General features: G+C 43.1%; 15 protein-coding genes and 1 tRNA gene. 9 read left to right on the forward strand and 7 right to left on the reverse strand.

Going from position 1 to position 19031, the window contains the following annotated elements:
* Positions 1-32: 32 nt before the first annotated feature.
* Together larE and AACU25_RS00250 are read right to left on the reverse strand one after the other, a co-directional pair.
* Complete coding sequence (larE, locus tag AACU25_RS00245) at positions 33-863, reverse strand: ATP-dependent sacrificial sulfur transferase LarE (protein WP_096573374.1); 831 nt, start codon at positions 861-863, stop codon at positions 33-35.
* A 282-nt stretch (positions 864-1145) separates the two neighbouring features.
* Positions 1146-3044: a transketolase C-terminal domain-containing protein gene (locus AACU25_RS00250; RefSeq protein ID WP_096573375.1), complete on the reverse strand. Its 1899-nt coding sequence runs from the start codon at positions 3042-3044 to the stop codon at positions 1146-1148.
* Positions 3045-3547: 503 nt separating this feature from the next.
* On the opposite strand from AACU25_RS00250, the gene AACU25_RS00255 reads away from it, so the two are divergent.
* Together AACU25_RS00255 and AACU25_RS00260 are read left to right on the forward strand one after the other, a co-directional pair.
* On the forward strand, positions 3548-4306 hold the full coding sequence (locus AACU25_RS00255) for a DeoR/GlpR family DNA-binding transcription regulator (RefSeq protein WP_096573376.1): 759 nt from the start codon (positions 3548-3550) through the stop codon (positions 4304-4306).
* Between the two features lie 381 nt (positions 4307-4687).
* Positions 4688-5680, forward strand: coding sequence for a metal ABC transporter solute-binding protein, Zn/Mn family (locus AACU25_RS00260; RefSeq protein WP_096573377.1), 993 nt, complete (start codon positions 4688-4690; stop codon positions 5678-5680).
* 34 nt (positions 5681-5714) lie between these two features.
* Here the strand turns inward: AACU25_RS00260 and AACU25_RS00265 are convergent, their stop codons facing one another.
* Entirely contained in the window at positions 5715-6251 is a 537-nt protein-coding gene (locus AACU25_RS00265; RefSeq protein WP_096573378.1) for a GrpB family protein, read from the reverse strand.
* A gap of 255 nt (positions 6252-6506) precedes the next feature.
* Between AACU25_RS00265 and AACU25_RS00270 the strand changes: the two genes are divergently transcribed.
* The gene (locus AACU25_RS00270; protein ID WP_096573379.1) at positions 6507-7202 is read left to right on the forward strand and encodes a phosphatase PAP2 family protein; all 696 of its coding nucleotides are present in this window, start codon (positions 6507-6509) and stop codon (positions 7200-7202) included.
* A 210-nt stretch (positions 7203-7412) separates the two neighbouring features.
* On the opposite strand, the gene AACU25_RS00275 is transcribed toward AACU25_RS00270, so the two are convergent.
* Positions 7413-7910: a DUF427 domain-containing protein gene (locus AACU25_RS00275; protein ID WP_096573380.1), complete on the reverse strand. Its 498-nt coding sequence runs from the start codon at positions 7908-7910 to the stop codon at positions 7413-7415.
* A 152-nt stretch (positions 7911-8062) separates the two neighbouring features.
* Between AACU25_RS00275 and AACU25_RS00280 the strand changes: the two genes are divergently transcribed.
* Positions 8063-9748 carry a M14 family metallopeptidase gene (locus tag AACU25_RS00280; protein ID WP_096573381.1) on the forward strand — a complete coding sequence of 562 codons (1686 nt, stop codon included), beginning with the start codon at positions 8063-8065 and terminating at the stop codon, positions 9746-9748.
* Between the two features lie 259 nt (positions 9749-10007).
* On the opposite strand, the gene AACU25_RS00285 is transcribed toward AACU25_RS00280, so the two are convergent.
* Both AACU25_RS00285 and AACU25_RS00290 read right to left on the reverse strand, forming a co-directional pair.
* Positions 10008-10319 (reverse strand): RNA recognition motif domain-containing protein, encoded by a 312-nt coding sequence (locus AACU25_RS00285; RefSeq protein ID WP_045871993.1) that lies wholly within the window; start codon positions 10317-10319, stop codon positions 10008-10010.
* A 568-nt stretch (positions 10320-10887) separates the two neighbouring features.
* A tRNA-Arg gene (locus tag AACU25_RS00290) sits at positions 10888-10960 on the reverse strand.
* 357 nt (positions 10961-11317) lie between these two features.
* Between AACU25_RS00290 and AACU25_RS00295 the strand changes: the two genes are divergently transcribed.
* The 3 genes from AACU25_RS00295 (at position 11318) to AACU25_RS00305 (ending at position 14218) form a co-directional block, all read left to right on the forward strand.
* Complete coding sequence (locus tag AACU25_RS00295) at positions 11318-11977, forward strand: Npun_F0813 family protein (protein ID WP_045871991.1); 660 nt, start codon at positions 11318-11320, stop codon at positions 11975-11977.
* A 321-nt stretch (positions 11978-12298) separates the two neighbouring features.
* Positions 12299-13150: a hypothetical protein gene (locus tag AACU25_RS00300; protein WP_045871990.1), complete on the forward strand. Its 852-nt coding sequence runs from the start codon at positions 12299-12301 to the stop codon at positions 13148-13150.
* 21 nt (positions 13151-13171) lie between these two features.
* Complete coding sequence (locus tag AACU25_RS00305) at positions 13172-14218, forward strand: transposase (protein ID WP_190445940.1); 1047 nt, start codon at positions 13172-13174, stop codon at positions 14216-14218.
* Positions 14219-14403: 185 nt separating this feature from the next.
* Here AACU25_RS00305 and AACU25_RS00310 read toward each other — a convergent pair whose 3' ends face one another.
* On the reverse strand, positions 14404-15345 hold the full coding sequence (locus AACU25_RS00310) for an ADP-ribosylglycohydrolase family protein (RefSeq protein WP_096573386.1): 942 nt from the start codon (positions 15343-15345) through the stop codon (positions 14404-14406).
* 392 nt (positions 15346-15737) lie between these two features.
* Between AACU25_RS00310 and AACU25_RS00315 the strand changes: the two genes are divergently transcribed.
* Both AACU25_RS00315 and sir read left to right on the forward strand, forming a co-directional pair.
* Positions 15738-16274, forward strand: a complete 537-nt coding sequence (locus AACU25_RS00315; protein WP_096573387.1) for a porin family protein — start codon at positions 15738-15740, stop codon at positions 16272-16274.
* A gap of 307 nt (positions 16275-16581) precedes the next feature.
* Positions 16582-18606 carry a sulfite reductase, ferredoxin dependent gene (gene sir / locus AACU25_RS00320; RefSeq protein WP_096573388.1) on the forward strand — a complete coding sequence of 675 codons (2025 nt, stop codon included), beginning with the start codon at positions 16582-16584 and terminating at the stop codon, positions 18604-18606.
* The last annotated feature ends 425 nt before the right edge of the window (positions 18607-19031 follow it).

Raw genomic sequence — 19031 nt, forward strand, 5'->3', positions numbered from 1 at the left:
GGGATATTTTTTTATTTGTCAGTTCCTTAGCTCTAAATTTTCAAGCTCAAGGCTTGCGGCTGCAAAACTTGATTTAACTTACCACTGCGATAGCCTTCTAAGTCGAGGGTGACATAGATAAAACCAAACTCTTGAAAAGCAGACACGACTTGCGGTAAATCTATCGTCAATACAAATTCTTTGATTTGTTCTGGTGGTAATTCAATGCGTGCTGTATCACCTTCCGAACGCACGCGCAAATTTTTCAAACCCAACTTACGCAAGTAAATTTCTGCTCTCCCAACGCGTTGTAACTTCGCAACAGTAATCTCCTCACCATAGGGGAAACGGGAACTGAGACAGGGTTGCGCTGGTTTATCCCACCAAGGTAAACTCAGTTCCTGTGAAAGCTGGCGGACTTCCATTTTACTCACACCAACTTCCGCTAGAGGCGATCGCGCACCTCTTTCTTTAGCTGCTTGAATTCCTGGGCGATAATCGTGTAAATCATCGGCGTTTACGCCATCCACGACGTATGGATAACCCAATTCCCTAGCTAGAGGCTTGAGGGTGTCGTGCAATTCGCTTTTGCAGAAATAGCAACGGTTTACAGGGTTAGAGGTGTAATTGGGATTGTCCATTTCGTTTGTCTGGACAATTTGATGAGGAATCCCAATAGTTGCCGCTTGAATTTTTGCATCTTCCAATTCTTCCGGCAATAGCGATGGTGAAACAGCAGTTACAGCCAAAGCGCGATCGCCTAAAACATCATATGCAATCTTGGCAACCAATGTACTATCAACACCCCCAGAGTAAGCAATTAGCGCTTGCTCCATTTCTGCGAATATCGCTTTTAGTCGCTCAAGTTTTTCTTTCTGTGTCATTTTCCAGTCCTACCGCAATCCTATAGCACCCAACTCTATCTTAATGGAGCAATTTATCTCCCGTTAGCGCGACGAAGTTGACTAATATAGAACTAAACACAGCAAATCATTAACCGCGCAGAGGCGATCGCATTTTTGCACGGCAAATCGAGCATCAAATACCTTTAATATCGGCTATCAGGTTTTGCGATCGCATAAATTTTTTGTCTCTTCCTGAAAAAAATCGGTGCGTTGCGCTACGCGACAACACACCCTACTCAATTACGAATTACGAATTACGAATTACAACAATTCTTTCACCTTCTTGATAATACCCACTGGATCGATACCTTGATGGGGATACTGTTCCCACAAGCCACCGGAACCTTCTCTATAAGTTCCCAAGTGAGCATATTTAGGAGTCAAGCCGCGTTCTAACAGCCAGGAACCGAAACGGCTACCTAAGCCAGTGCGACGGTTGAATGCTTCCACTACTAAGACAAAGGGTGCTTTACCAATTTTAGCGATCGCTTCTTCATCAACTACGTTTAAAGTCGGTTTGTTAATTAAACCCACGTCTAAGCCTTCTTGCTTCAAGCGTTCTACCGCATCTAAAGAACGGTATAAAGCATCACCATAGCTGACAATATAGCCTTGTGTGCCTTCGCGGATTACTTCATCTTTATCAGGGACGAATTTGTAACCACTGCCAAAGAATTCATTACCGTTACTATCCAAAATATTGGGGACTTTGGAACGGGTGGAGAAGATAAACCGCAATCCGGGGTCAAAAAATACAGCTTCTACACAAGCTGTCATTTGATTCACATCGGCGGGGAAGTAGAGTCTTGTGTCATGGCGGTCATCTAAGCCATTATCGGCAAACATATTATTTAAGCCGAAGTGACAGGTATTATCCGCCATGTCATCGATACCAGCATGGGAAAAGTGACAGAGAACGTTAGATTGGTTCAACCGCGCCATTGTGATTTCAGAAATGCACATTTCTAAAAAGGCGCTGAAGGTGGCGAAAATGCCTTGTTTGCCTTTTACCATCCCAAACCCTGACGCAGCCGAGAAATTACCCCTTTCCATGATGCCAGAGGGGATAAATACTTCGGGATAGGTATCATGGATTTTCTTCAATCCGCAGGAGCCTTCTAAGTCGCTATCAATGACTAAGACTTTCTCCTTGCGTTCGGCTTCACTCATGCGGCTGAGGACATTTACCACAGCTTCCCCAAACACGTTGCGGTTAGCGCCCCATTTATCGCTAGAACCAATAAATGTATAGGTTTGCTTGGGTTGCTCGATATTTTTCAGGTATTCTACAGCCGCAGTCTGTCCGCGAGATTCGAGATATTTAATCGCTAAATCGACGGAAATCACATCATGACCGTGGGTTGAGCCTTCTAAGCCTTCAATACCGGGACACATGGGGCGTTTGTTGATGACTGCGATCGCACCGGGTGTATTTACGGCTTCGCATAGGCGGCTGTACAAATCGTCTAAATCTTCCCCATCTCCCTGAAGTATCTTTAATCCATGCCCTTCTAAGGTTTTGGCGACGGTGAACCCAGGTAAATATTTAGAAGGATGTCCGGCGATGGTGACATCATTATCATCAATAATCAGCTTGACATTGAGATGTTGAGCAACAGCCAACCGCGCCGCTTCTGCGTCGTTACCTTCCTGCTGGGAACCATCGGAACCAAGGCAGAACACTACTTTGCCAGGATTCGCCATTGCTACACCGTTGACGTAAGGCCAGACGTGTCCCAATCTTCCAGAGCTAAATTTTACCCCAGGAGTAAACCCTAATTCCGGGTGTCCGGGTAAATGAGAATGGGCTGCGCGATATTGTAGCAGGCGCTCTGCGGGTAAATCCCCATGCAGCGTTGACATGAGATACTGGGTAGCGACACGATGTCCAGCTTCATCAAAGAAAATCGGCACAAATTGCTCAGATACTCCCCGGAAGAAAGCATCGAGAATCATCACTTCTGGAACTGTATCGTATGGCCCACCAGTGTGACCACCCACGCCTCTAGCTGCACCTGTAGCGGTAAAAAACACGATCGCATCTCGGCAAAGTTGAATATTGGCTTTGAGTGCGTCTCTTTGTTCCGCCGTCAAGCTAGGATTCGCCGGATTAAGTGATAAATACTTGTAAGCACCGAGATCAATAGGAAATTTAGTCATTTGTTATTTGTCCTTTGTTAATTATTGGGCATGGGGCATTGGGCATGGGGCATTGTATTTGTTCCCTTTCTCCTTTTCCCTTTCCCCTTTCCCCTTTCCCCCACTCAACCATGCACGAATATGCTTGAATCCAAGTGAAGATACGGTTAAATGCACGAAAATATGCACTTTACCGCTATTGTGAAATGAATAACCCTTGCAGCAATCTCTCTTTTGGCAGAAGATAGGCTGAAATGTCTGCTTGCTGGTATAGGAAAAAGCAGCCGGAGGTGATATCAAGTCCGATTTAATACTGATCGATAGGTTGACACTGGTCAATCGAAAAGCTTACTCTGTAAGGATTCAGAGCGACAGGAGCAAGGAGAGTTGTTTGATTGGCAATTAGGCAGACATCAGATTGAGTCTAATGCTTGTGATTTATTTGTATTGAACTGTATGCAATAAGTATAAACTCACAAACGTGCAATTTCAAGATTAAAAACGCAACTTCCGGAAAATTAATTATGCTCACTGCTGAACGCCGACAATTCATCCTCGAAATTCTGCGTCGTGATAAAAAGGTGCTGTCAACTGAACTGAGTGCAGTTCTCAAGGTTTCGGAAGATACGATTCGGCGGGATTTGCGGGAATTAGCCGAAGCTGGACTTTTACAGCGCGTACATGGCGGCGCATTGCTAACTTCCCCAGCCACCGCCAGTTACGCCGATCGCCAAAAACAAGCGCCCAAAGAAAAAGAAGCGATCGCTATTGCTGCAGCTAAATTAGTTTGTCCGGGACAGGTGGTAATTTTAGATGGGGGAACGACTACGCTGCAAGTTACCCGCCATTTACCAAAAGATTTGCCAGCCACAGTCGTCACCAATAGTCCGCCAATTGCGATCGCCTTAGCAGAACATCCCCATATAGAAGTTGTAATGTTGGGTGGTAAGCTCTACAAAAAAGCCTTAGTGAACGTCGGTACTGTCACCATTGAGTCTTTACGGATGATTCGTGCAGATTTGTGCATGTTGGGAGTGTGCAGTTTGCATCCGGAAGTTGGCATCAGTGTACCGAATTTAGATGAAGCCCATGTTAAACGAGCCATGATAGCTGGTTCGGCTGAAGTAGTGGGATTAGTCACCGCAGAAAAATTAGACACAGCCGCCCCTTATGTAGTGGAGTCGATTCATGCACTGACTTACCTTGTAACTGCACCGACAGTATCTAATCAAATGCTAGCTGCTTACAAATCTTTAGGTTTGACAATTATTCGTGATGAGTAAACCTCAATACTTTGCTAAAGCACTATCTGGTTTCATAGCTTGAGAGTTAGCATTGCTGTTACTGCTGCAATATCTTATGGAAACTAGAGAATTTACAGCTTCAGACAGTTAATAATATGTGGATAGAATGCTGCAAAATAGCAAACAAATATGTTATGTTATGTCCGCAAAAGATAAATTGCTGTTGCTGAATTATGGAAAATTAAAACTCTTATCCTCTTTGCGGCTTTGCGCCTCTGCGTGAGCTAAATCATCCCGAATTGATGCAACATCGATAAATTTTATATTTAACCATCCCTTCCGATACTTATGAGACTTTTTCAAACATCTTTTTAATGAAATAATTCTCATAATTATTTTTAAATATCTAACCTTAATAGTATGTCAAAATTAGTAATAAAAGATAATTATATCCGTGCCACACTTATCGCTTTGACAATAGGATTTGTTGGCTGTGGTAACCAAGCAACAAGTACTTCCTTAACTCAAACCACCACTCGAGTAAATACTAATCTACCGCGAGTAGTTGCAACCACAAGTATAATATGTGATTTTGCCAGACAAATTGCTAAAACTACTATTAACCTTACCTGCTTAATTCCGCCAGGTACAGACCCGCATATTTACCAGCCAAAACCAGAAGACCGAGAAGCTTTAGAACAAGCTAATTTGATTTTATATAACGGCTACAATTTAGAACCAAGGCTGATTAGACAAATTAGAACAATTAAAAGCGCTGCACCTAAAATTGCCGTTGCCCCGCTTGCTGTTCCCAAACCACAAAAATTTAGGGAAGATGGCAATATAGTTACCGACCCGCATATTTGGCACAATGCTAAGTATGCTATCAGAATGGTTGAGATAATTAGCAGTAACTTAGGTAAATTAGAACCTAGCAATGCGAGAAATTATAATAGTAATAAAAGAAAAATTACCCAAGAAATCAACCAATTAGACCGCTGGGTTAAAGCGAGAATTGCCAGTATTCCTAATGATAAACGTACAGTAGTTACTACCCATAATGCACTTGGTTATTACACCCAAGCTTACGGTCTTTCCTTAATAGGAACTTTAGAAGGTATTAGCACCAATGACAGACCAACAAACAAACAAGTGAAGAACTTGGCTAAAAATGTTGAACGGGCGAAAGTGCCGACAATTTTTGCAGAAGCAGATATTAATTCTAATGTGATTCAGTCTGTAGCTAAAGAAGCTACAGTCAAACTTTCCGAAAGACAACTTTATGCTGATGGGTTGGGAAGGCCGGGAACTGAGGGAGAAACTTATCAAAGTATGATAGTTGCTAATACGCGCACACTAGTAGAAGGGTTAGGAGGGACGTACTTAATATTTGAACCAAAAGCTTCAAAGTAACACCAAATAAAAAACCTCTTCATCCTATCTTTAGTTAAGAGTTCTCTATCGTTTGTTGCGATCGCTTCCATATTAGAGCTTTTCTTTCCATCTCCTTGACGAATCCATCTTTCCCATTGACATATCCTTGGATATCTTGCGGGAATTGCTTGGCTAATTCACGTTTCAAGTCACTGTATTTGAGCGCATCATCAGGATGTGCAATCATGTAATCGCGAAAAGCCAAATGTCTTTGGACTTCAGCAACGTCAAACTCAAAAATGTGAACGTGATGCGTCCTTGTACCTGCTTTATTATCCCTGCGAAAGAAACGACGACCTGGTAAGCCAAACTCACCCATAGCTTCATAACCTAATGCAATCATCGCTGAACATTGCTGATCTAACTTAGCAAGGTCTTTCACTTGAACCAACAGATCAATAATCGGTTTGGCATAGATATTGGGAATTGAGGTGCTACCAATATGGTGAATTGCTACTATATTGTCACCAAGTGCTAGAGCAATTCGCTTGGCTTCCTCCTCAAATTTGACACTCCATGTTGAGTCATGCGGTACCACTTCTACTTTCATGAGGGAAATAGGGAAATATTTATTTAAACTAACTAGCAATTATACGGAAGTCTATGTTATCTGTGTTTTTTCAGGAATATGGCATTTATTGAACTGAATTGATGAAGTTATGGAAGTGAATAAAGCAGCAGCGATCGCTACTTCAACCCAGGTGAGAGTTGAGAAAGCTTATATTATCAGAGTTAAAGCTTAGTTTTCAATTGGTCGTAGCTTCCAGATTACTACACCAATTTTCAAGTTAATCTGACAAACGCAATGTTTAACTCTGCTTTTTGGCGATACTCAAAGTCTTTCCTAACTTTTTTGTGGCATCTGGTTATTAAGCGCCGTGCTGCACTCGTTATCTTGTTCATCGGCGTATTTTTACCGCTACAAATCTTTGGAGAATTAGCCGAAGAAGTTTGGGAAAAGGAAGGTGGCTTTGCTTGGGATGTACCTATCTTGTTAGCAATACACTCAACAGCCCAACCGCAACTAGATACTTTTGCTTCCACACTGACCAAATTGGGGGTATTCTGGGGTGTATTTCCAGTTGCTAGTGCGATCGCATTGGCTTTGTTTATCCGTAGAAAATGGCGTAAACTTGCGTACCTCCTCACCACTCTGCTGGGAAGCATCATCATTAATCGCACTGCAAAAGTACTGTTGCATCGAGTACGCCCCCATCTGTGGGAATCACCAGCCCCAGAGTTTGACTACGGATTTCCTAGCGGTCATGCTATGTCAAGTATGACTTTGGTGGTAGCCTTAGTAATTCTCACCTGGGGAAGCCGTTGGAGTCTATTTGTTCTGATTGTTGGAGGTATATTTGTCTTAGCAATTGGCTGGACACGCCTATATTTGGGAGTCCACTATCCCAGCGATATTTTAGCCGGCTGGACAGCTTCAATTGCCTGGGCAACTGGAGTCAGTTTGCTCATTAGGCCATATCGCACCAAGCGGCAGCAGTAGCCACCGAATTTTAGATTTTAGATTTTGGATTTTGGATTGAGATTTAATATTGACAGTGTCCTCTAAAATTTAGAGTCGCTGCGCCAGAAGCAAGCTACATAGAATCAATTTAAAATCCCCATATTCAAAACAAAATTGTTAATTGAAAACACAGCATTTGTTCACCCTTGGAAACAATCTAAAATCTAAAATCCAAAATCCAAAATTGATTCACCATCCCCAACTACCAGGAATACCTTTAAAAGGCCCAACAATATCGCTTGTAATCCAACCGCCGTAAAAGTTACCTGGTTGTGGTTGTACTTTTTCGCCATCGACATAGCAAGCATCCATTATATGAGCATAAAAAGCTACATAATCTTTGATAGATGCAAAAGCTGGTGTGGGATTAGGATAGAACCAGGCAGCATTTTTAACTTCTTTGTCACCAACACGCAGAGTGTAATAACCTGCACTTCCTTTCCATTCACAAAAGCTAGATTGTGGTGTCAGCAACAGGTATTCCATTTTGATATCCGCAGGTGGGATATAGTAAACCGGGGGATGGCTAGTTTCTAACACACGCTTGGCTGAGTGCGTGTCTACAATTGTTACCCCATTAAAAATAATTTGAATATGTTTACTTGTATCCTCAAGGCGCGGTGGACGGGGATAATCCCACACCGATTCTTGTCCAGGTAAGGGTTCTATGCGTTGGGGATAAGCCATAATAACCGAAGTTGCTAGTTAACGTAGATATAGTGTTGGAATTTGGTAATAGGTAATTGCTAATTGGGAATTGCGACAAAGTTTTTACCCATTACCTATTACCAGCCAATGGTATTGTAAAGGATGTTCACCTGGCGCATGAGAGGGCAGTTATGCCAGATGTGCGGTTTAACAAGTATTATCGTTACGCAGAATTGACCAATATCTTGCATAGTTATGCTGAAGAATTTCCTCACTTGGTACGCATTGAAAGCATCGGCAAGAGTTATGAAAATCGGGACATTTGGCTGCTGACTGTTACCAATTTCACTACAGGAACAGATGCCGAAAAACCTGCTTTATGGGTTGATGGCAATATCCACGCTACGGAATTAGCGCCCTCAATTGTCTGCCTGTATCTGCTGCAAACATTAGTTACAGCTTACGGCACTCAGGCAGATATTACTCGTTGTTTGGACAGCCGCACCTTTTATATTTGCCCCCGTGTTAACCCTGATGGTGCAGAGTGGGCTTTGGCTGACAAACCAAAATTTATTCGTTCTGCTACCCGTCCCTATCCTGAAGGTAGGGAAAGCAATGATGGCTTAATCATGGAAGACATCGATGGCGATGGTCGGATTTTACTTATGCGTATTCCTGATGCTAATGGCGCATGGAAAATCTGCCCTAGTGAACCCCGGTTATTAATGCGCCGTGAACCCACAGAAATAGGCGGTCAATATTACCGAGTTTTGCCGGAAGGAAGTATAGAAAATTATGATGGAGTGCAGATTAATATTCAGCCTCCGCAACAGGGGTTAGACTTAAATCGTAATTTTCCGGTGATGTGGCGGCAAGAATTTCAGCAGCTAGGGGCGGGCCCTTATCCAGCATCAGAAACAGAAGTGCGATCGCTTGTCCAATTTATCACGAACCATCCTAATATCACTGGGGCTGTATCTTTCCATACTTTTGGCGGTGTCATCATCAGACCTTTTAGCTATCACAGTGATGATGAATTCCCAGTTAATGACCTCCGTACTTATCAGTATATTGGTCAAAAAGGTGCAGATTTTACTACATACCCAGCAATTTCTGCTTTTCATGATTTTCGCTATGACCCCAAAGATTTCATCTCCGGGACTTTCGATGACTGGGCCTATGATGAACGGGGGATATTTGCTTGGACGGTAGAAGTCTGGAGTCCCCAAAACCAAGCGGGAATTAAAGATTATCAACACGTCGAATGGCAACGCGAACACTCTTTAGAAGATGAACTCAAGTTGTTGCGCTGGAATGACGAACAACTCTCAGGCAAAGGTTATGTAGATTGGTATGCTTTCGACCATCCCCAACTAGGTCAAGTAGAATTAGGTGGTTGGAATACTATGTATGCTTGGGTGAATCCACCTCCAGAGTTTTTAGAACGAGAGATAGCCCTTTTTCCTGATTGGTTAGTTTGGCATCTATTAATCTCCCCCCGCTTGGAGATTTATCAAACTAATGTCCATAATTTAGGTAATGACATATATCAAGTAGAGTTAGTAGTACAAAATACAGGTTGGCTACCTACCTACATTACCCAAAAAGCCCTAGAGAAAAAGCTTGTCAAAGGCTGTATTTGTGAAATTCAATTACCTGATAGCGTAACTTTAATCACAGGCAAACTCCGCGAAGAATTAGGACAACTAGAGGGACGTGCCTATAAACCTTCATATCCGACGAGGAGACAGAGTGATCCAACCCAAGACCGCGCCAAGGTTAAATGGGTTGTGCGTGGATCTGCGGGTAGCAAAGTTCAACTTTTAGCCCGTCATGAACGCGCTGGTGTTGTCCGTGCTGAAATCATATTGGCTTAAAATTGCTGCTCAGAAATCAAAGATTCATCTATAACTTATACACATTTCAATACTTGTCGGTTAAGGGCAAAAGGGGTAAGAAAAAACCTTTAACCCTTACCCTTTAACCTTTTCCCCAAACTAAATTCCGATTTGAAAATCCTTAACCGAGCAGTATATAGCAAAAAGGCTCAAGCATCTTGCCTGAGCCTCAGCCAAAATCTATATAGACTTATTTAAAAACAAATAAACCTGTATGTTGTGATGTCAAAACAGTAGCTTAATAGCGATTACGAGAACCACCGCCGTAGCCACCACCACGGTTACCGCCAAAGGAACCGCCTCTATTTTCCTTTGGTTTAGCCTTATTGACTTTCAGGTCACGTCCCATCCATTCAGCACCATCAAGTGCTTCAATGGCAGCTGCTTCTTCAGCGTCGGAACTCATCTCTACAAAACCAAAGCCGCGTAAACGACCTGTTTCACGATCAGTAGGCAGCTGAACGCGCTTTACAGAACCATATTCTGCAAATACAGCATTCAAACTCTCTTCTGTAACTTCGTAGGAAAGATTGCCTACATAAACTGACATAAGTCGTCTCCAAAATCAAAACGGTGTAGAGATTTAGATTTCGGAGAAAAGTTTGTGAATACCACAAGGAAAAAGCCTATCAATAATAAAAACAAACGCGGTCGCCGAATTAACTCTCCATTTCCAGTGTTACACAGCAGCCTGCTCTCAGGGGGTCAGTTACAAAAAGCGTTACAAAAAGTCATTTAAACACGGATATTTAAGTATAAGTGTTCTCTATTTACTGATTATTCAGGCTCTCGCTGCATTGATTACCGATACCAAAAATTGCTAAATTTTTAACAAAATACTCCTTTAGGGGGTTGTCATAAAACAGCATCTCATATTGTGGAGGACAGAGACGCAAACAGCAGCTAGGAAAGGTTTGATCGCCTAGAGGAATGGAGAAAATTTATCTTTTGGAGTTCAAAGACGGAAAATGAATAACGATATTGTTTTATTTTTGATTACTGCTGGTCTGATTATCTTATATCTATTTTTCTCGGCATTAACTGAGATGGGTACAAAGCTACCTTGGAAAAAGTAGGTTATTTTGGTAATGCCAAAACTTTGGCATTGTAATTTAAAACGAGCGCGGCAGGGTTCGAACCTGCGACCAACGGATTAGAAATCCGTGGCTCTATCCACTGAGCTACGCGCCCAACATAATACTGTGGCTCTTTAACGAGTCATCTCTCCAATTATATCGTTTTCTCTAGCAATAGGCAATTGAAAATTGCAGATTTGCTAGTAGCAAGGCTAAGATGCTAGTCGCTAGTTAGTCAATCTACAACTTTAAACGAAGTAAATGGACTATTTATTCAATATATTGTGTGGTCAATGGGTTATTTGGGTATTGGCGTAAATCACCTTTGGGCGAATTACTGTAGAGCAACCTCTGGCGATCGCGAGGCTGACCCCTACTGTACGTTAGGTAATCGCACTCTTGGCGATGCCTTGAAATCAGATTATAGATCGCATATTGAGAACGCCCCTGAGAGGAGTTATTTGCTAGTGCCATGTTTATTCTCAAACGGCAGGATGTAGAAATATCAAGCATTCCGCACCCTAAGCGAGAGCAGCCAATGCCAGTCCTCCACTATCAGGGGCAAACTTTCCGCTTGATTAGTGTTTTTAAAGCTAGTCAAGAGGAAGAAGCCAGAGCCTTGTGGAGAGAATTAACAGACGGGCGAGGTAAAGCCTGTGTCTTGTTGGAAGAACCAGACCGCTATAGCATTTGGGGAAAAATCCGTTTAGACCAGCTAGGTTCTGATACGGATGTCCACAGCAAGACAGGAGTGTTTATCCAAGCTAGTATTTTGCTGCTGCAAGCTGTCTATCTAGAAATAGAAGATTTTTTAGGTTCTAAACAAGCAGCTTTATTTGAAAAAGATATTACGGAAGTATTGCGGCAGAAGCAATTACCACAAGCATCTTCGCCAGAAGCCGTAAAATATTTGCTCAATGAAGATCCACTGGATACGACCAGTCTGCCTTCTTGGCAAGAAAATCATGTAATTACTCTGTTACAAGAACTCCATAAGCTAGGAAAAACCTATTTTGGTAATGCTAACTTCGCTCATCCAGTGGTTGATCGCTTACAAGATCTACCCGAAGGAGAGCGATCGATGTTTATTAGTTGGCTAAATCAATCTCCAATGAGTAAACTGTGGCAATAGCATTAACAAAGTGGGAAAAATATTGCCAAGGATAGTTGCTCTTGGCATTTAATTATGCATCGTTTGGTAGAGCAATTGACTAGTACATCTGTGCGGAAGTCAAAAGTAGCCATTGCTTGGTGCGGGTGCGCCGCGTTGTAGTAATTGGCATTCAAAAGCCTAGATTTTGAGCTTTTTGGCTGTTTTGTAGATACTAGACAGCTACTCTTACGAGTTCTATTTCCACCATGCTGTACTAGTTAATTTTCAGTACAAAAGCTTCTCACACAGTTATATAAGTCAAAATCCTGCCAAAGTGTGTTTACATAATCAAGTCATATTATGAGTAGTTCTTACGAAAGCTCCCAGCGTTCTAAATCTATTTTCAATACAGGAAATATAGTCTTAGCGAGCATTGGCTGGGCTGTACTAGCACTGTTATACTTTTTATTGTTTAGTGCTAAAGTCCCGGGTGCAGATGGCGTAGAAAGTCGTGCTGAATGGTATGTAATTGGTACAAATATTTTTGAAGCGTTAGCTTACCTGGGTGCCGGTATCTTATGCTTGAGGAATTGGCGTAGCCAAAAAATTGTCAGTGGTCGAAATGTTTGGCTCGCTATTGGCATAGGTATGCTGTCTTATTTCCTGGGGGGGATATTTTTCGGTTATACGGAAATAATCTTAAAAGAAGAACCGGATGTTTCTATTGGTGATGTGTTTTTTGTAGTAACGTATCTGTGTCTTGGTACAGGCATGATTTTAGCAGCGGCTCACAGGCGAATCAATCTCGAAAAATGGCAATGGCTAGTTGTCTTAGCTATTGGCGTGTTTGGCAGTTTGTTAGCTTGGTGGATTTCTCTGCAACAGCCAAAACCTCTGGATTTGCTAGGCACGGTATTGAATTGGTTTTACATCGTTAGCGATGTAGCTATTCTCATTATTGCTACTACCTTGCTCTTAGCTTTTTGGGGAGGAAAAGTTGCCCAGTCTTGGAGAATGATTGCAGCCGCAGCGTTTTCGCTATACATTGCAGATATGTGGTTTAAATACGCCCAAGGTCCCAATTATCAAAGTGGAGAAATATTAGAAGTGTTTTGGGTTTTTAGTGGAGTTTTATTTGGTATGGGCGCTGCTCTCGAATATGAGGCATCATTGAGCCGCTCGCGGCGGGAACGCGGACGCAAACGAGCATAAAAAAGATTTTTGGTGTCTACCGTGAGAAAATTAACAGATTCTGACAAACAAGAAATTCTTAAGTTATATCGAGAGACTGCCGAAACCACCTCAACTTTGGCAGAGCGCTATGACGTTAGTAACTCGACAATTAGCCGCCTGCTCAAAAGTACGTTACCAGAAGACGAGTATGAATACCTCGTTTCTTTAAAACGTGCGGCGAGAACTCCCGAGGGTAGAGCGCAGGTAAACTATGAACAGTTACCACTGTTGAGTAAACCACAGCCAGAAATAGACATTCCTCACGCAGAAAGTCGCCCTGTAGAGTTGCCGAAAGTTGAGCCAGAACCAGTAGTAGCGAAGTCTGAGGACAGGGATAGTCGGGATATAGCTCCTCCTATCAGGCGGGTACGGCGACGCTCTTCTGCAGAAGGAACACTAGAGCCTCCAGCAGCAGAGCAGCTAGAGATTTTACCCACCAAAAAATTACCTGAAATCGTCAGCATTCCCAGCCCTAAACCGCCGGAAATGCCCATTCTTCCCACTCCCAAGCGGCAAGAACCTGCAAGTATTTCTAGCCCATTGTTAGAGGACGAACGTCCAGAAGCCAACGTTTTAGCTCAAATGCTAGGCGAAGACTTGCTAGATGAGTCTGAAGATTTGGACGATTTAGACGACGATTTAGAAGATGATGACTTCGAGGATGACGATGAGGAATATGATTTTGAGGAATCAAGACCTCTAGTCACAAGGCGCAGACCAGGTGAAGCACCAGTCCAAGTTTTACCCTTGTCGTCAGCGCACTTGCCCAAAACCTGCTATTTGGTCATCGACAGGTCATCAGAATTGATTACTCGACCGTTGAAAGACTTTGGCGATTTGGGGCAAATTCCCAGCTTAGAAACCCAGCAAAGAACACTACCAATATTCGATAATCACCGCGTAGCCAAGCGCTTTTCCACTAAGCGCGATCGCGTGATTAAAGTCCCTGATAGTAAAATGCTGCAAAAGGCTAGGACTCATCTTCAAGCTAAAGGTATTACGCGGCTATTGATTGATGGTCAGGTGTATTCTTTATCTCCGGTGTAGTGGGGACTGGGGACTGGGGACTGGGGACTGGGGACTGGGGACTGGGGACTGGGGACTGGGGATTGGGGATTGGGATATGAGAGATGAAGGAGAAAATTACTCTTGTACAGACGCGATTAATCGCGTCTCTCCGTCTCTTTTAAAGACGCGATTAATCGCGTCTCTACGGCTCTTGATTCTATCCCCTAGCTGTAAACAGCAGCCGCAAAGCGGGTAGCTAAGTTAATAATGTCCTGCTTGCGGGCGATTTGGTTAATCCATGCTTGGGGGATATTTTCTACCCCATAGTAAATTCCTGCTAACCCACCAGTAACGGCGGCGGTGGTGTCTGTATCTCCGCCTAAGTTAACTGCTGTCAATACCGCTTGTGAGTAGGAAGAACTATTTAAGAAGCACCACAGTGAAGCTTCTAGGGTATCAATCACATAGCCACCAGAATTAATCTCTTCTACTGGTAACTGAGCAATTGTGCCACTGTAGATTCGGGCAAAATGGTGTTTCTCTAATAAATATTCGCGCTGTGAGTAAATTGGCTCCAGCTTGTGTAAGCTTTGCAAATAAGCCGTTTGCGGGTCAGCCCCTTCAAGTAAAGCAACAGCAATAGTGATATAAATACCACAAGCCATTAGCGATCGCGCATGGGCATGGGTAATTGCAGAAACATCATGTACCCGCGCGATTAATTCGCTGAAGGTGAGTATCTTGTGACAATAAGCCATTGGCAGGATTCTCATCAGTGAACCATTGCCATTGGTATTTTCGATTTTTCCCCCTGCTTCCCGGGGCAAAATACCCTGCTTTAAGCGCATAATCGCGGCATGGGTGGTATGTCCAATATCAAAGAGTTCACCACGGGGAGTCCAGTAAGCTTGCTTGTACCAGCGCCAGAAGGAATTGGCTATAGCATCTAAGGAATACCCGCGACAAAGAGTTTCTGCCAAACAAAACGTCAAAGAACTATCATCTGACCAAGTTCCCGGCGGTTGATTCCATGTGCCATAACCCAACATCTTGGTAACTGGAGATTGCACCCGTTCGGCGCGGCTGGTAAACTCCACCGGCACACCCAACGCATCACCGACACATAAACCCATCAAACCAGACAATGTTTTTGCAGCGGTTAGCATTGTTTAGTCTCCATCGAAGCTCCCAAAACTTTACTTTATATATTCCCTCTAGAGCTTGTTGCAATAGCTGCTACAACCGATGATTTCATTCTCTGTAAAAATAACCTATTTATCAGGTAATAGGTTAGTCGAGCCACCTCGATTAGATAATTTGTATTGCTAATTATTGTGCCAGTTGAAAAACCGTCTATCTTTTGGGAAAAGTCCCGGAAAGAGGCAAAATGTTTTGTAATTATAACTATTTTATATAAAAATTAAATGAATACCATGACTAAAGTTATATGCATCAATAGCAACAATGATTAAATATAAATTGCCAAATAATAGGAACATTTCTTGTGAGTTTGCGACTAATAATTTATCAGCATAATTCACGATTTTTGGGCAAGATTATGAAAGGTATTGTTAAATCTTTTGTGACAATTTCTGCATTGTCTTCTTTAGTAGTAGCTCCGCTTTTTTTAAATGCTGGACAAGCATCTGCACAAACACAAAAAGGTACTGATGCTAGCTATATCGGTGCGGGTGTTGCAGGTGGTGTAACTAATGGCGGACAAGTTGGTCAGGATGCTCAATTTGGTGGTAACGTTAGCGGACGTTTAAAATTGGGCCCCACTCCATTTTCTGCACGTACACAAATCCTCTTTAGCGATCAGACGACAGCAATCATCCCTCAAGTTTCCGTAGACGCACCAATTGCTAAAGGAACTAACGTCTTTTTAGGTGCTGGTTATTCTTTTGTCGAAGCTAATGGTAAACAAACTCCCCTTGGTGACAGAGATGGAGTAGCGCTAACTGCTGGTGTAGAGTCGGAAGTTGCTAAAAACTTTTTGATCTACAGTAATGCTACCGTAGGTATGAAGACTTACCAAAATAGCCCTGCTTCTGCTGTTAGTATCCAAGGTGGTCTGGGTTATCGCTTTAGATAACAAACTATAGAGAGCAAGAGGAAAAGGTGAAAGGAGAAGGGAAAAATTCCTCTGATTCCCTGAAGTGAACAAATATTGAGACCCAGGGAAATCACTATTTTTTACTGGTTCCCTGATTACCGAAATATATGTATGCTGGTTTTGTGAAGTGTTACATCACTGACAAAGCCAGCTTTTTGCTATGTTAAAATTAAATATTCCCCATAATTTCGACCGGATATCCGGGGATCATCTTGCCGAATAGATGCTTTTAAATTTGCAACTTCGGCCTCTACTGATGCCTTATTCAGAATAGTCTACAACTCTAATGGTTAAATCTCCTCCTTCCCCGATAGCAAGCCGTAAGCCTTCCAAAGTCGAAGGAATCAAGGAAAATAGTAATTTTTTGCGTGAACCTGTAGCCACCGAAGTACTTCAGGATACGACTCACTTTAGCGAAGACGCAGTGCAGTTACTGAAGTTTCACGGGTCTTATCAACAAGATAACCGTGATAATCGCGTCAAGGGGCAGGAGAAAGATTACCAGTTTATGCTGCGGACAAAAAATCCTGGTGGTTTAGTACCGCCGCAGCTATATCTAGCTTTAGATAAGCTATCTGATGAATATGGTAACCACACGTTGCGAGCGACTACCCGTCAAGGGTTCCAGTTACATGGGATTTTAAAGAAGAATCTCAAAACTGCGATCGCTACTATTGTGAAAAATCTCGGTTCCACTTTGGGCGCTTGTGGCGATATTAACCGCAACGTCATGGCACCGCCAGTTCCTTGGAAGAATCGCCCAGAATACCAGTACGCTTGGGAATATGCCCAAAATGTTGCTGACTTATTGTCGCCCCAAACTGGTGCTTATTACGAAATTTGGCTAGATGGTGAAAAGGCAATTAGTGCAGAAGAAAGCCCAGAAGTCAAAGCCGCGCGACAACGCGATACGAATGGGACACTCATCAGCAATACTGAAGAACCCATATATGGCACCTACTATATGCCACGCAAATTTAAAGTTAGCGTGACAGTGCCGGGGGATAATTCGATTGATTTATATTCCCAAGACCTCACCTTAGTCGTGATTACTAATGAAAAAGGTGAACTTGAAGGATTTAACGTATTTGCTGGTGGTGGCTTAGGAAGAACACATAACAAAGAAGAAACCTTTGCTAGGCTGGCAGATCCCATTGGCTACGTAGATAAAGCAGATGTTTACGAAATAGTCAAAGCAATTGTTGCCACCCAAAGAGATTATGGCGATCGCACTGACCGCCGCCACGCCCGATTAAAATATTTACTGCACGATTGGGGTGTAGAGAAGTTCCGCGCCAAAGTAGAAGAATATTTTGGCAAAGCGATCGCTCCCTCTAAGGAACTGCCAGAATTTAAATATCATGACTTCCTAGGATGGCATGAACAAGGCGATGGCAAGCTGTTCTTCGGGCTTTCCATTGATAATGGTCGGGTAAAAGACGAAGGTTCGTTTCAACTGAAAACTGCTTTACGAGAAATTGTTGAGCAATTTAACCTGCCCATTCGCCTTACAGCTCACCAAAACCTGATTTTCTACGAAATTGCACCAGCAGATAAAGCCGCGATTCAAGACCTTCTTGACCGTCGCGGTGTCATCTCCGACCCCAGCAAAATTGCCCGCTTAGAAAGGCTGGCAATGGCTTGCCCAGCTTTACCAACTTGCGGCTTGGCTATTACCGAATCAGAACGTGCAATTCCTGGGATTTTAGAACGGATTGGCACAGTTTTGGATAAAGTTGGTTTACAAAATGAAGAATTTGTGGTAAGGATGACAGGCTGTCCTAATGGTTGCGCTCGTCCTTACATGGCGGAATTGGCTTTTGTCGGAAGTGCGCCGGAAAGCTATCAAGTATGGTTAGGCGGTTCGCCCAATCAAACGCGGTTAGCGCAGCCTTACATGGAAAGGTTGCACCATAACGACATAGAAACCCAGCTAGAGCCGATTTTTGTTTACTTCAAGCAAGCGAAAACAGCAGAAGAAAGCTTTGGCGATTTTTGCGATCGCGTCGGTTTTGATGCCATCCGCGAATTTGCAGCTAATTACACAACTCAAGCTGTTGCTACCTCAGACATTACAGACGATAGTGATGGTTTAGTTGAAGCCATAGCCGACTCCAGAACCGCAGAAAGCGAAGGACAAGAAGTGGCGATCGCAAATACCACCATTGCCACCTATAAGACTCGCCGTCGCGTGAGTTTGCAACATGAGGTGTATGACAAGCTGAAAGCTGCTGCAGCTAGCCAAGGTAGGCCGATGACCGAATTGGTGCATGAGGCGCTAGAAGCTTATTTCCAGAACCTTGAGAAGTAGGGACTAGTACCGCAAGGCGGAATTCAAAATTCGTCTTCTCCCAAAGGGAGAGGCTACGCCAAGGAAAGTTTGCTCAACGGGGGGAACCCCCCTCCGGGTTCACCACTTTGCTTATGCCGGGAAACCCGTCCACCGCAAGTGGTTCACCGCACGCAACTTTCCGCAAAATTCAAAATTCAAAATTAAGACAGAGTAGGCTTTTTGTTGATTTTGAATTGTCTGTTTCTCTTACAAAGTTTGGCGGGACGGAAACCGACACCGCCAACTTTGCGCTATTTACGCCGTGATGTACTAGTTAGCAATTTTAACCGCTGATATAGACGCTCTGCGGCTTCCCGTAGGGTATGCAGGTGAACGCCGATGATACAGATAGATTATCGGCGTTTATTTTTATTTATAAGTTCTCTTTAACTCTGTGTTCTCTG

The organism is Tolypothrix tenuis PCC 7101 (assembly GCF_963874875.1).
Classification (GTDB): Bacteria; Cyanobacteriota; Cyanobacteriia; order Cyanobacteriales; family Nostocaceae; genus Aulosira; species Aulosira tenue.